The organism is Nioella sp., assembly GCF_964229645.1.
Lineage (GTDB): Bacteria > Pseudomonadota > Alphaproteobacteria > Rhodobacterales > Rhodobacteraceae > Nioella.
Genome location: NZ_CAXREX010000169.1, coordinates 1 through 12,872 on the forward strand (window position 1 = coordinate 1; position 12,872 = coordinate 12,872).

Below are 12,872 nucleotides of genomic sequence, written 5' to 3' on the forward strand. Positions count from 1 at the left end.
GGGCGGCACCTCGGGCGGCACCAAGGGTGGCACCAAGGGCGGCACCTAGGGCGGCACCAAGGGTGGCACCAAGGGTGGCACCAAGGGTGGCACCAAGGGTGGCACCAAGGGTGGCACCAAGGGTGGAACCAAGGGTGGCACCAAGGGTGGCACCAAGGGCGGCACCAAGGGTGGCACCAAGGGTGGCACCAAGGGTGGAACCAAGGGCGGCACCGGGCATCAGGCAATGCACGCCAGCAAAGCTCTGCCGACCTTCCGGTATCACGATGACGATGACCCGATTACGGAAAACGACGTCATGGCCCTGATGACCCGGCCGGTCTCGGACTCCGACCATGTCTCGGGCGGAACCGGTGACGATCCGTTCGACATGGCCTGGGATTTCTAGGACACCGGAGCCCAAGGCTGGGTCGGCAGGGTTTGAGCGCCCTGTTCAGACCCACCAGCCGATCAGAAAAGCACGGCGCAGAGCACAAATTGCCCTGCGCCGTTGCGCTTCCGGCGCCAGGTCGCCCCAGGAGGGCATGACCTCCTGCCGCGTCTGATACCATGCGGCCATTGCATCCACGGGCGGATCATGTCCTCTTCGGGCCATGTGGAGAGCACCATGACAGCCTTTCGCCGCTTTGCCCTGTTTGCCGTGCCCGAGGGGGACCTCTACCGCGCCGGCGCGTCCTGGCTTGGGTGGGACAGCGTCAATGGCAAATCCCTGCCCCACCCTCGAATTGCCGGGCTGGATCTCCCGATCGACCGGATCACTGCGCGCGCCCGCAAATACGGGTTTCACGGAACCCTGAAGCCCCCCTTCCGCCTGAGACACGGTACAACGCAAAGCGACCTGGAAGCGGCCACGTCCCGGCTAAGTTCCAATCTCGCTCCGGTTGTTCTGCCGCCACTCGACCTGCGCCGCATGGGTGGGTTCCTGGCCCTTGTTCCATCCTCGGACTGCCCGCCGCTCTCGGCACTTGCCGCGGCCGTTGTGACGGGACTGGACAGGTATCGCGAAGCACCTGGCGAAGCGGAGCTTGCACGCCGCAGAAAGGCGGGCCTCAGCGAGCGGCAAGAGGCAATGCTTGCACAATGGGGCTACCCCTATGTGCTGGAGGAGTTTCGCTTTCACCTGACCCTGACCGGATGGCTGGGGGCCGATACCGACCGGGTTGCACAATCGCTTCAGGCCCATGTCGCGCCGGCCCTGCGCCGCCCATTCGCAATCGACAGCCTTTGCCTGATGGGCGAAGACGAGGCCGGACATTTCCATGTTCATCGCCGGTTTGCCCTGACGGGATGAGGCGCGGCGTCCCCAAGCTCCGTGAAAGCCGCGTCAGTCGCTCTCGGGGCTATCCGCGATCTCGCCCAACCAGTTCGGGCCAGAGGGGTCGAAGGTTCGTGCCGCCACGGCATGGGTCATTGCCTTGCTGATCTCGCGCATGACCTGCCCCTTGGTGCTGTCCTTTCGCTGGACCAGCCCAAGTTGCCGCTGAAGCTCGCCCGAGCTCGACAGGGGAAGGCGCCGCAAGGCATGCAGCGAGGGCACGGACACGCAAGGTTCGGGCACGATCGACACGCCAAGCCCCGCCTGCACCATGCTGTAGATCGCTTCCAGCCCACCAAGCTCCATCGTGTCATCGACCTGGATATCCCGCGACTGAAGCCAGTTCTCGATCAGAGAGCCGACCACCGCCTCCCGCGTGAAGCGGATGAAGGGATACTCCCGCAGGATGCGGGTCGGATCGTCACCTTCGACCCGGTCCGAGCAGATCAGCACCAGCTCTTCATGAGACACGGGCGTCCAGACCAGGTCCCGTGGCAGGATCTCCGGGCGGGAAATCAGCGCGCCGTCCAGCGCGTTGCGTTCCACCTGGTGGATCAGCGGAATGGACAGGCCCGGGAAAAGCCGCACGTGCAGGCCCGGCCAGCGCGCCTTGAGCAAAGCGGTCGCAAAGGGCACAAGCCCGGTAAGCGAGGTCGGCACCGAGCCAAGGCTGAAGTCCCCCCGCAGCCCGTCATCGCCCAGAACCGAGGGCACGATGTCGTCATAGGCCTGCACCACTTCGCGCGCCTTCGCCACCAGGGCCCGGCCAATGGGGGTGAGAGTCGGGCTGCGCGTGGAGCGATCGAAGATCGACACCTGCCAGTCTTCTTCAAGCGCCCGCATCTGCTGGCTGACCGCTGCATGGGTCACGAAAACCGCGTCTGCCGCAGCGCTGAAGGTGCCGTTTTCTGCCACGGCAATCAGGGTTCTGAGCATTCGGATGGACATGGGCACCTCTTCCCGAGTTTTTTCCGCCCCACGGCGAACCGGTCACGACATGTAATTGAAGCTTTCAAAACTGTAAATCATTACTGACTTTCTGTTCGAAATGATTACGAATAAGATCGCGGCAACGCGTTAATCCAAGGGGGCGATCGCATGGCCAGAATCGGCTTCATCGGACTTGGGCGCATGGGCCATGCCATGACCCGGAACCTTGTCGAGGCAGGTCACGAGGTGTGGACCTTCGACATCGCCCCCGCTGCGGTCGAGAGATCCGCGAAGCATGGCTGCCACCCCTGCAAAAGCGCCGCGGAGGCCGCGTCTGGCCGCGACGTGGTGGTCACGATGCTCCCCAACGGGCCGGATGTGGAAGACACGCTCTTTGGCCGGCACGCGGTCGCGGCGGCAATGGATGCCGACACGCTCTTCATCGACATGAGCACGGTCGCCCCCGAAATGACCGACAGCTTGGCAAGCCGCCTGTCTGCCCTTGGCATCCGGATGATCGACGCCCCGGTCGGCGGAACCTCGGAATACGCGGAAAAGGGCGCGTTGCTGATCCTTGCAGGGGGTGATGCAGACGACATCGCGCGGGCCGCCCCGCTGTTCGACGCGATGGGGCGCGAAACGATCCATTGCGGGACGAACGGCACCGGCACCCGGACCAAGATCGTCAACAACTACATGTCGACCGCTCTTAATGCGTTGACCGCCGAAACCCTCGCCTTCGCCGAGGCAGCAGGGCTCGACCGCATGCGGACCGCGACGATCATGGCGGGAACCGCCGCAGGCAAGGGCTTCCTGGCGGGGGCCTATGACCGCAAGGTCTTCAGCGGCGATATCACGCCCGAATTCGCGCTCGGCCTGGCGTCGAAGGATCTCAACCTCGCGCTCAGCTACGGGGCGGGGCTGAACGTGCCCTTGAGCGTGGGGGCAGCCGCCGCCCAGATCTACGCGCTTTCGCGTGCGCAAGGCCTGTCCGGTAATGACTGGTCGGCCATCCTGAACACCCTGTGCGGCAACCTTCCATCCCGTCAGGACTGACCTGCCAAGACGCCGAGGACGACACGCAATGCCCCTTGATACAGACGAGGCCCGGTCATGGATGTAGCGCAGGCGCCAAGAATGCTCTCTGTCTCGGTCTGGCGCGGGACGGAGGCGGGGGGCTCTTACCAGACCTTCGAAGTGCCCGCCCAGGACAACCAGACCATTCTCGACGTGGTCAGCTGGATCCAGCAAAACGCCGACCCGACCCTGTCTTACCGTTTCGCCTGCCGCGTCGGAATGTGCGGATCCTGCGCGATGATGGTCAACGGCAAGCCGCGCTGGACCTGCCGCACCCATGTCAACAAGGTGCTGGCCGATGACCGGGTGACAATCGCGCCCTTGCGCAACCTGCCGGTGATCAAGGACCTTGCCGCCGACATGGACCCGTTCTTCGACAAATGGGTCAAGGCCGGGGGACGCCATCACCCGACGGCCTCCCGGCACGACCCCATGCCCGCGATCCGCCCCGACGAGCCTGCGCGCGCCGAAGCCAACACGGCGATCGAGTGCATCAACTGCTCGGTCTGCTACGCGGCCTGCGACACGGTGGCGGGCAATCCCGATTACCTGGGCCCCGCCGCGCTGCAACGGGCCTGGACCCTGTTCAACGACGCCAAGGAGGCCGACCGGCAGGCGATCCTCGATGTCGTGTCGGGCAATGGCGGCTGTCACAACTGCCACAGCCAGGGCAGCTGCACGATGCATTGCCCCAACGAACTGGACCCGATGCGGGCGATTGCCGGGCTGAAGCGCGCCTCGGCACGCAGTTTCTTCGGGCGGGGGAACTGAGATGCTGGACCTGAGGCTTTACATGCTGCAACGGCTCTCGGCGATGGTGATGGCCCCGCTGGTGCTGACGCATATCGGGGTGATGATCTACGCCATCCAGGGCGGGCTGAGCGCGGGCGAGATCCTGTCGCGCACGCAAGGTTCGCTCTTCTGGATGCTGTTCTACGGGCTCTTCGTGCTGGCCGTCTCGATCCATTCCGCGATCGGCCTGCGGGTCATCCTGCACGAGGCGACGGGGCTGCGCGGTGGGGCGCTGGCGGGCGTCACCTGGGGGATTGGGCTGGCGTTTCTGGCACTGGGCGCGCGGGCCGTGTGGGCCGTGACGGTGATGCCATGAAGGCCCATCTCGCCCATCCGCTTGGCCTGGCCTACCTGCTGCACCGCCTGTCGGGGCTGGGGCTGGCGCTGTTCCTGCCCGCGCATTTCTACGTGCTGTCGCTGGCGCTGACCGATCCCGACCGGCTCGAGTCCTTCATGCACTGGGCCGAGATGCCTTTGGTGAAACTGGCCGAGTTCGGCCTCGTCTTCCTGCTGGCCGTGCATTTCTTCGGCGGGCTGCGCCTTCTGGCGCTGGAATTCCTGCCCTGGACCGGACGGCAGAAGACGCTGGCGGCATCCGCCCTGGCCGGGGCTTTCCTGGTCTCGGGCGCCTTTCTTCTGAACGCGGTGTGATCCATGAACGCAATGACCCAGATAGACCGCCACGACACCGATATCCTGATCCTGGGCAGCGGCGGGGCGGGCCTCTTTGCCGCGCTTCACGCGCTGCAATCGGCACCCGAGGGCACGCGGGTCACGCTGGCCGTAAAGGGGCTCATCGGCAAATGCGGCTGCACTCGGATGGTTCAGGGCGGCTACAACGTGGCGCTTGGCGGCGGCGACAGCGTCGAGCGGCATTTCATGGACACGATCAATGGCGGCAAGTGGCTGCCCAACCAGGATATGGCCTGGAAACTGTGCAAGGAAGCGGTGACGCGCATCCACGAGCTTGAAAACGAGATCGGATGCTATTTCGACCGCAACCCCGACGGCAGCGTCCACCAGAAGGCCTTTGCCGGACAGACCGCCGACCGCACCGTACACAAGGGCGACCTGACGGGGATCGAGATCATCAGCCGCTTGATGGAGCAGGTTCTGGCGCGCCCGGTCGAGAAGCTTCAGGAACATCGCGCCATCGGGCTTGTTCCCACTCGCGACGGCAGCGCCCTGGCGGGGGTTCTCTTCATCGACATGCGCAGCGGCCGCTTCCGCTTCGTGCGCGCCAAGACGGTGATGATGGGCACCGGCGGCGGGCCGACCATGTACAAATATCACACGCCCTCGGGCGACAAGACGATGGACGGGCTGGCCATGGCGCTGCGCGTGGGCCTGCCTTTGCGCGACATGGAGATGGTGCAGTTTCACCCCACCGGGCTCTTGGCGGGCGATCACACCCGGATGACGGGCACGGTGTTGGAAGAGGGCCTGCGCGGCGCGGGCGGGCAGCTTCTGAATCACCAGGGGCAGCGCTTCATGTTCGACTATGACGCGCTTGGCGAGCGGGCCACCCGCGACGTGGTCAGCCGCGGCATCTATGCCGAGATGCGCAAGGCCAACGACCCCGATCAGGTGGGCATGTTCATTTCCATGGGCCACCTTGGCCCCGACAACGTGCGCCGCAAGTTCGCGGGCATGGTCAAGCGCTGCGCCGATAGCGGCTTTGACCTGGCGGGCGGCAAGGTCGAAGTTGTGCCGACCGCGCATTACTTCATGGGCGGCGTCATCGTCGATGCAGACACGCGCACCGCGATGGAGGGGCTCTACGTTGCGGGCGAGGATGCGGGCGGCGCGCACGGCTCGAACCGGCTCGGTGGCAACGGGGTGGCCAATTCCACCGTCTATGGCGGCGTGGCAGGCGACGTGATGGGGGCCGATATCCGCAAGATGGGCGCGCTGCGCGATCCCGACGAAAACGTGCTGGCCGCCGAGGTCGCCCGCGCCTGCCGCCCCTTGGCCAGGACGCCCGGCAACGTGCAGGCACTGCGCCACAAGCTGCAAGAGTCGATGTGGGACGATGTGGGCGTCATGCGCACCGGTCCCGGAATGGAGCGCGGCCTGACCAAGATCGCCGAGATCCGCGCCGAACTCCTCGAAACCGGGGTGGACGGCTCGAACCTCGCTTTCAACCTGACCTGGCACGACTGGCTCAACATGGCCTCGCTGACCGATATATCCGAGGTCATCGCCAAGGCCGGCCTCGCGCGTGAAAACTCTCGCGGGGCTCATTTCCGAGAGGATTTCCCCGAACCCGGCGCGCTGGAAAGCTCGTACTTCACCGTGGCGCGCCAGTCGGGCGACACGGTCGAGGTCGGGCGCGAGGACGTGCAGTTCACCATCGTCCGCCCCGGCGAAACCATCCTGCCCGAGGGCGAACCCGAAACGCTTGTGGGAGCGACCTGATGATCCCGATCGACCTCATTCAATTCACCGCCGAGACATTGATGGACAAGGCTGCCATCGAGATTCCGCAGGATTACCTCGACGGGCTGAAGGCCGCTGCCGAGACCGAGGATGGCGACCTGTCGTCCTTCGTGTTGCAGGCGATGCTGGAGAATTACAAGGCCGCCAAGGAGGATCGCCGCGCCATGTGCGGCGATACCGGCACGCCGCGCTGGTATGTCAAGATGGGCAACGACACCCGGATCGAGGGCGGCCCCATCGCGCTGGAAGCGGCCCTGCGCCGCGCCACCGCCAACCGCACCACCGGGGTGCCACTGCGGCCCAACCGGGTGCATCCGCTTTGGCGGACGGATCACAACAACAACGTGGGCATCGGTGCGCCCGAAATCGAATATGGCTACGAGCCAGGGGGCGAGTGGATCGACCTCATCACCGTGCACAAGGGAGGGCTTTTCGGCACCGATTACCGGATGCTCTTTCCCTCGGACGGTATCCAGGGGATCAAGCGCTTCTACCTCGACAGCCTGGTGGCCTTCGGCAAGCGCGGTCTCGCCTGCCAGCCCGCGATCATCGGCATCGGGCTTGGCGGCTGCAAGGATACCTGCATGGTCCTGGGCAAGCGTGCGGCCTGTCTGCGCACCGTGGGCAGCCGCAATTCCGACCCGCGCATCGCCGCGCTGGAGGAGGAATTCAAGGAACTGGGCAATTCCATCGGCATGGGGGCCATGGGCTTTGTCGGCAAGAACATGGTGATCGACTGCAATATCGAGGTAGGCTACTGCCACACCGGCGGCATGCAGATGTCGGTCCATGCCTTCTGCCTGTCCTCGCGCCGGGCCGTGGCCCGCATCTTCCCCGACGGGCGGGTGAAACATCGCACTGACCCCGACTGGTTCACCGACTACCAACGCCGCGAAACGGTGGATTGGGCGCCCGAGGCAGCGGAGGGCGTGGCATGAAACCCCGCGAGATCGTCCTCAGCACAACCCCCACACCCGAAGAGATTGCCGCGCTGCGCCTTGGTGACATCGTCTATCTCGACGGGTTGATGTACACGGCGCGCGAAGGCGTCTACATGCGCGCGCTGGAGGACAAGGCCAACATCCCGATGGAACTGCCATCGCAAAGCGCAGCCAATTTCCACTGCTCTCCCGCCGCCAGCATCCGGCCCGATGGCAGTTTCGACATGGGGGCGGTCACGGCCACGGCCTCGTTCCGCTTTGCCAAGTGGCTGCCCAAATGGATGGCCAAGACCGGGGCCAAGCTCATCATCGGCAAGGGCGGCATGTCGTCGAAGGACTACAAGTCCTATTTCGTGCCCAATGGCGCGGTTTACCTGTCGACCGTGGGCTACGGCACCGGGGCGCTTCTGGGACGGGGGGTGGAAAACGTCGAGGCGGTGCACTGGCACGAGGAACTGGGGATCGCCCAGGCCATGTGGGTTTTGAAATGCCGTCGCATGGGTCCCTTCATCGTGGCGTCCGATCTGGACGGAAACTGCCTCTTCGAGCGGGAAAACGCGCGCATCGCGGAAAACCTGCACAGGGTCTACGAAGGCACGAAGCCCGCCGTGCTGAAGCGGTTCGGTGAAACCGACGACCGGTCCGACGAGGTGATCGGCTAGCGCCGGCATCTGTTGCATGGGCGGAAAAGCGCGCCCGGCGGGCGGTGCGCATCGAAAGAGTGGCTTGCGGCGCCGAAAAACATGGAGGATGTGAGCCGAACTTTTGGCATTCTCCATGTCGATCGCAACCACCGCGAGGGCCCGTGACACAGCCAGGCAAGGCCAGACCTGCTAGACCCAAGATCTTTGCCACCCTGGCAATGCTGGTTCTGCTCGTCTTACAGCTTGCGGCGGACATGGCCCACGCGGACCCCGAAGAGATCGAGATCATCCAGCGCCGCCTAGCCTTGCTGCAGTTTCAGCCGGGTCCCGCCGATGGCCTTTGGGGGCGACGGACCGAAGGCGCGGCAAACGCCTTCCTCGCCTCGCAGGAAATGCCAGGCACAGCCTCTCGCGACGCTTTGGGCGATCTGCGCGAGGCGCTTGACCTGGCCTGGGTTGAGGCCCTGACGCGCGCGGATCCCGACCAGCCCCATCTGCGGACCCCGGTCGATCTGTCCGACGCGCGGCACCTGCTGGAGCGCACGGGCATCGGGGCCGATGCGGGGTCGGTGGCGGCGATCCTGGGGCTCACCCGTGCCGAGGCGATTGCCCATGTCCTGCGCGGATACCTGTCCCGCGATACGATAGACCTGCCCCCCTTTGCTGCGGCGCCGGTCCCGCCCTACTGGCTGCGCTCGGATCTCTCCGACCCGGACCGCGATGCCTTCAACACCGCGCGAGGACAGGAACTGTCAGAGCTGCGCGCCTGGTGGCTGCGGCAGATGATCGAGACCCCTACCCCGCAGGTCGAGCGCATGGCGCTGTTCTGGCACAACCATTTCGTCAGCTCCTACGCGGGTGTCGACGAGATGACCCACGCCATGCTGAGCCAGCACCAGACCTTCCGCCGCCTTGGGCTGGTCAACTTCCGCATGCTGGCACAGGCGATGCTGCGGGACCCGGCCTTGTTGATGTATCTCGACAATGACGACAGCCGACGCGAACACCCCAACGAAAACCTCGCCCGCGAGATGATGGAACTCTTCGTTCTGGGCGAAGGCAATTACGACGAGACCGGCGTGCGAGAATTGGCCCGTGCCTTCACCGGCAATGGCGTCAATCGCATGGGCGATCTCACTTTCGCATTCCACCCCTGGGATCACGACACCGACACCATCAGCCTCTTTGGCCGCAGGGGGCGGCTCAGCCCCGAAGCTGCGCTTGATCTTGTGCTGGAACAGCCCGGTGCCACCCGCTTCGTCACCCGCAAGCTCTGGCGCCACATGGTGTCGGAATTCAACGAGGACGACGCCGAGATCGAGCGCCTGTCGCAGATCCTGCGCGACAGCGACTTCGACCTTCTGGCGCTGCTGCATGGCATCCTGGCTTCCGATGCGTTCTGGGCGGCCGACAACCGGGGCACCGTGGTCAAATCCCCGATCGATCTGCTCGTCGGCACCATCCGGACCACGGGGCATGTGCCCTCGGACTGGCAATCCCTGCCTCTTTACCTGTCAAATCTCGGCCAGGACCTCTTCGCGCCACCCAATGTCGCGGGCTGGCCGGGCGGGGCCAGTTGGGTCAGCCCCGGATTGCTCTTGCGCAGGCAAGACATGATGGCGGCCTTCGATGCGAACGCTTCGACAGACGCCCCGCCCTCCCCCGGAATGGCAGGCATGATGGCCGAAGGAAACGGCATGATGGCCGGCGACATGGATCCGCACGACGCCTTCATCGTCCGCTACGCCGCCGAGAATTTCGAAGGCGCACCCATCTTCCAATTGCGCCTTCTGGACGCCAATCGGCGCACGATCTGGCGCTCCGACAGGACGACGGCGCTTGGCGGGCTGGATACGCTGCGCTTCGGACGGGCGGAAAACGCCTCGGATCTCGTATGGCAGGAAGCCCGCTTCCATCCCGGCGATGTCCCGCAATGGGACCATGTCCAGGTGACCTTCATGAACGATCACTGCTGTGGCCCCGGGGGCGCGGATGGCGGTGATCGCAACCTCTTTGTGGATTGGGTCCGGGTGGGCGACGAAGTCTATCCCGCCGCCCTGGGCGAGCAGGTCTCAAACTGTTCCAACACCAATTCCCCCGGATCGCTCTACTGTGCAGGGAGCGTGACAATCAGCGAAAGCGTGCCCTTTGAACCGCAGGTGCCCTCCGAGGCGACACCGAATGTCGGGAACCGCCTGCTGGTCGAACGGTCCGTGTATCAGTGGTCTTCCCCGATGAGGCCGAACGGCGACTGGAACTCGCTGCAAATCGGCCTGCTGAACGTCAGCTTCCGGCAGTTTCACTTCCGCGCTCTCGGACTTCAGATCGTCCAGCGGCAATCGGGTGAAATCCATTTGACCTTGCGCAGTGAAGACTGCGCGCCCGACTGTTTCGAGACCTGGCCCACCATCGCCGACCGATCCGAAACGGGCGAAAGATCCATGCACTTCACCTTGCAGGACGGCTTCGGGCGCCACGCTGCCCATTACAGGGCGCTGACAGAGGATGAACGGGCCCTGGTGTCTGCCTTGTGGATGTCCGTTCCGCACCTGCTTGAGGCCGCGCAGCAAGGGCGTAACTGGCAAGATCGCAACGCGGTTGCACAACTGGCAGGATGGGAGCCGACGCTTGGCCTGATCCGCACAACCTTGCCGCGAAGCCGGCACGCGACTGGCTGGAGCGACGAGATGTTGGTGTTGCTGCCGCAAGTGCCCGTCATGAGCATGATGATGGCGCAGACCACCCCCGGCCAGCCCATCGTCGGCGGCATCGCGGAAAGCACCGGCTGGATGGGTCAGTTGCAAGAGGCCGGAGCCGAGACGCTCTTGCCTCTGTTCCTGCCCGTTCAGCCTTCGGCGGGATCGCCCCGAGACGTGACGCTGGCAGACCTGCTGCGCGATCCGGCCTATAACCTGAGATGACGGGAGAGAGTTGAGATGATCAGCAGACGCCAGATGACCCGCATCGTCGCCTCGGGCTTTTGCCTGCCGCTGGCCCCGCTAAGCCTCGCCGAGGCCGCGGTCCGGACGGGACGCAGGCTGGTTCTGGTGGAACTGTCCGGGGCAAATGACGGACTCAACACCGTGGTGCCCCATCGTGACGACCGCTACCGGGCGCTACGCCCCAATATTGCGCTGTCCGGGCAGGAAATCCTGGATATCGGTGGCGACATGGCCCTGCATGACGGCCTGCGCGCCCTCGACGAGGCCTGGCAGGCTGGCGAGATGGCCATCGTTCAGGGCCTGGGCTACCCGGAACAGAACCGCTCCCATTTCCAGTCCATCGCCCTGTGGGAAACCGGGGGCGATGGCACGCGGCAGGGCCGATCGGGCTGGCTGACGGAAGACATCGAAGCAGGCTTCGACGCAACAGCGCTCGATGCCCACGGGATCAGCCTTGATGGCGGCATGGGCGTCTTTGCCTCCAGCGATGGCATGTGGCTGTCGATGACCTCGATGCACCAGCTGATGAGCCTTGAGCGCATGAATGCGCAGTCGCGCGCCGAAAGCGGCGGCAACCCTGCGATGGAACTTCTGCTGGATAGGGCCAACAGCCTCAACCAGTCCATCGAGCGAATAACCGAACGGATCGCCACCCGCGGCCCCACTGATTTCCGAATGCCCTATGGCGAATTCGCCCAGCAATTCGCAATCGCGCTTCGCCTGATTGATGCAGGCGTCGAGGCACCGGTCTTGAAGGTCCGGCTGGACGGGTTCGACACCCATGACTACCAGCTCTGGCAGCACCGAAATCTGCTGACCCAGCTTGGCGACGGGCTGGCCGCCTTCCGCAGGGGGCTGCGCCAGATCGGTCAGTGGGACAACACGCTGATCATGACCTACAGCGAATTTGGCCGCCGGGCCGAGGAAAACGCCTCGATGGGCACCGATCACGGGGCGGCGGCCCCCCATTTCCTGCTGGGCGGACGGGTCGGCGGTGGCCTTTGGGGCACAACCCCGAACCTCGGCGCGCTCAACGCGGGCGACCTTACGCACACCATGGACTATCGCAGCGTCTATCACGCGGTGCTTGCCGATTGGTTCGGCCTTCCCCGGAACCGCTTCGATACATTCCAGTCCGACGAACTCTCTTCACTCTTTGCGTAGTCAACTCGCGCTGAGAGACAAGGCGGGGCAACTCGGGTCACGTCCTGCATTCTCGCCACGAGGCGAGCGTGCAAATCCTGACCTGAGACCCGTTTTCTCCTCCAGTTTGAGTTAGAGTCCGTCCCAACGAAGGAGACGGACAGAATGAAGAGATCACGGTTCAGCGAAGAGCAGATCATCTCGATCCTGAAGCAGCAGGAGAGCGGCGTTGCGACGGCGGACGTGTGCCGCGAGCATGGGATCAGCTCGGCGACTTTCTACAAGTGGAAGGCGAAGTTCGGCGGGCTCGAAGTGTCGGATGCCCGCAGGCTGAAGGCGCTCGAGGATGAGAACGCAAAGCTGAAGAAGCTGTTGGCCGAACAGATGCTGGACAACGCGATGCTGCGAGACGTTGCATCAAAAAAATGGTGACGCCCGCTGCCAGGCGGGAGGCCGTGGCACATCTGTGCGAAGCGCATCCGGTGAGCCAGCGGCGGGCGTGTGCTGCCCTTGGAACTGATCGTTCGAGCGTGCGCTATCGCAGCGTGCGACCTGACGATACCGACTTACGTCAGGCAATGAAGGCCGTGGCAGCAGAGCGCCGTCGGTTCGGCTATCGGCGCGTGCATGTGATGCTGGAACGGCAGGG

General features: G+C 64.7%; 13 protein-coding genes and 1 pseudogene. 12 read left to right on the forward strand and 2 right to left on the reverse strand.

The window, feature by feature from the left end; all coding sequences use genetic code 11:
* Nucleotides 1-220, reverse strand: a 220-nt coding sequence (locus ACEQXV_RS11040) for a hypothetical protein (RefSeq protein WP_370269162.1), incomplete at its 3' end; no start/stop codon positions are given.
* Nucleotides 221-226: 6 nt separating this feature from the next.
* Between ACEQXV_RS11040 and ACEQXV_RS11045 the strand changes: the two genes are divergently transcribed.
* The gene (locus ACEQXV_RS11045; protein WP_370269163.1) at nucleotides 227-388 is read left to right on the forward strand and encodes a hypothetical protein; all 162 of its coding nucleotides are present in this window, start codon (nucleotides 227-229) and stop codon (nucleotides 386-388) included.
* 219 nt (nucleotides 389-607) lie between these two features.
* The gene (locus ACEQXV_RS11050; RefSeq protein WP_370269164.1) at nucleotides 608-1,291 is read left to right on the forward strand and encodes a DUF1045 domain-containing protein; all 684 of its coding nucleotides are present in this window, start codon (nucleotides 608-610) and stop codon (nucleotides 1,289-1,291) included.
* Between the two features lie 33 nt (nucleotides 1,292-1,324).
* Here the strand turns inward: ACEQXV_RS11050 and ACEQXV_RS11055 are convergent, their stop codons facing one another.
* Complete coding sequence (locus ACEQXV_RS11055) at nucleotides 1,325-2,263, reverse strand: LysR family transcriptional regulator (RefSeq protein ID WP_370269165.1); 939 nt, start codon at nucleotides 2,261-2,263, stop codon at nucleotides 1,325-1,327.
* A 150-nt stretch (nucleotides 2,264-2,413) separates the two neighbouring features.
* On the opposite strand from ACEQXV_RS11055, the gene ACEQXV_RS11060 reads away from it, so the two are divergent.
* The 10 genes and pseudogenes from ACEQXV_RS11060 to ACEQXV_RS11105 all read left to right on the forward strand — a co-directional run.
* A complete protein-coding gene (locus ACEQXV_RS11060; protein ID WP_370269167.1) occupies nucleotides 2,414-3,301 on the forward strand; it encodes an NAD(P)-binding domain-containing protein in 888 nt (295 codons plus the stop codon).
* Nucleotides 3,302-3,358: 57 nt separating this feature from the next.
* A complete protein-coding gene (locus ACEQXV_RS11065; protein WP_370269168.1) occupies nucleotides 3,359-4,093 on the forward strand; it encodes a succinate dehydrogenase/fumarate reductase iron-sulfur subunit in 735 nt (244 codons plus the stop codon).
* Nucleotide 4,094: 1 nt separating this feature from the next.
* Nucleotides 4,095-4,430, forward strand: coding sequence for a succinate dehydrogenase (locus tag ACEQXV_RS11070; protein WP_370254041.1), 336 nt, complete (start codon nucleotides 4,095-4,097; stop codon nucleotides 4,428-4,430).
* On the forward strand, nucleotides 4,427-4,765 hold the full coding sequence (locus ACEQXV_RS11075; RefSeq protein WP_370254039.1) for a succinate dehydrogenase: 339 nt from the start codon (nucleotides 4,427-4,429) through the stop codon (nucleotides 4,763-4,765). The genes ACEQXV_RS11070 and ACEQXV_RS11075 overlap by 4 nt, the downstream gene beginning before the upstream one ends.
* A 12-nt stretch (nucleotides 4,766-4,777) precedes the next feature.
* A complete protein-coding gene (locus tag ACEQXV_RS11080; RefSeq protein WP_370269170.1) occupies nucleotides 4,778-6,532 on the forward strand; it encodes an L-aspartate oxidase in 1,755 nt (584 codons plus the stop codon).
* On the forward strand, nucleotides 6,532-7,491 hold the full coding sequence (locus tag ACEQXV_RS11085) for a fumarate hydratase (protein WP_370269171.1): 960 nt from the start codon (nucleotides 6,532-6,534) through the stop codon (nucleotides 7,489-7,491). Before ACEQXV_RS11080 ends, ACEQXV_RS11085 begins: the two co-directional genes overlap by 1 nt.
* On the forward strand, nucleotides 7,488-8,156 hold the full coding sequence (locus ACEQXV_RS11090; RefSeq protein WP_370269172.1) for a fumarate hydratase C-terminal domain-containing protein: 669 nt from the start codon (nucleotides 7,488-7,490) through the stop codon (nucleotides 8,154-8,156). Before ACEQXV_RS11085 ends, ACEQXV_RS11090 begins: the two co-directional genes overlap by 4 nt.
* Before the next feature lie 143 nt (nucleotides 8,157-8,299).
* Entirely contained in the window at nucleotides 8,300-11,059 is a 2,760-nt protein-coding gene (locus ACEQXV_RS11095) for a DUF1800 family protein (RefSeq protein WP_372525678.1), read from the forward strand.
* A gap of 15 nt (nucleotides 11,060-11,074) precedes the next feature.
* Nucleotides 11,075-12,244 (forward strand): DUF1501 domain-containing protein, encoded by a 1,170-nt coding sequence (locus tag ACEQXV_RS11100; protein ID WP_370269174.1) that lies wholly within the window; start codon nucleotides 11,075-11,077, stop codon nucleotides 12,242-12,244.
* Nucleotides 12,245-12,388: 144 nt separating this feature from the next.
* Nucleotides 12,389-12,872: pseudogene (locus tag ACEQXV_RS11105) on the forward strand (transposase); the annotation flags it as partial.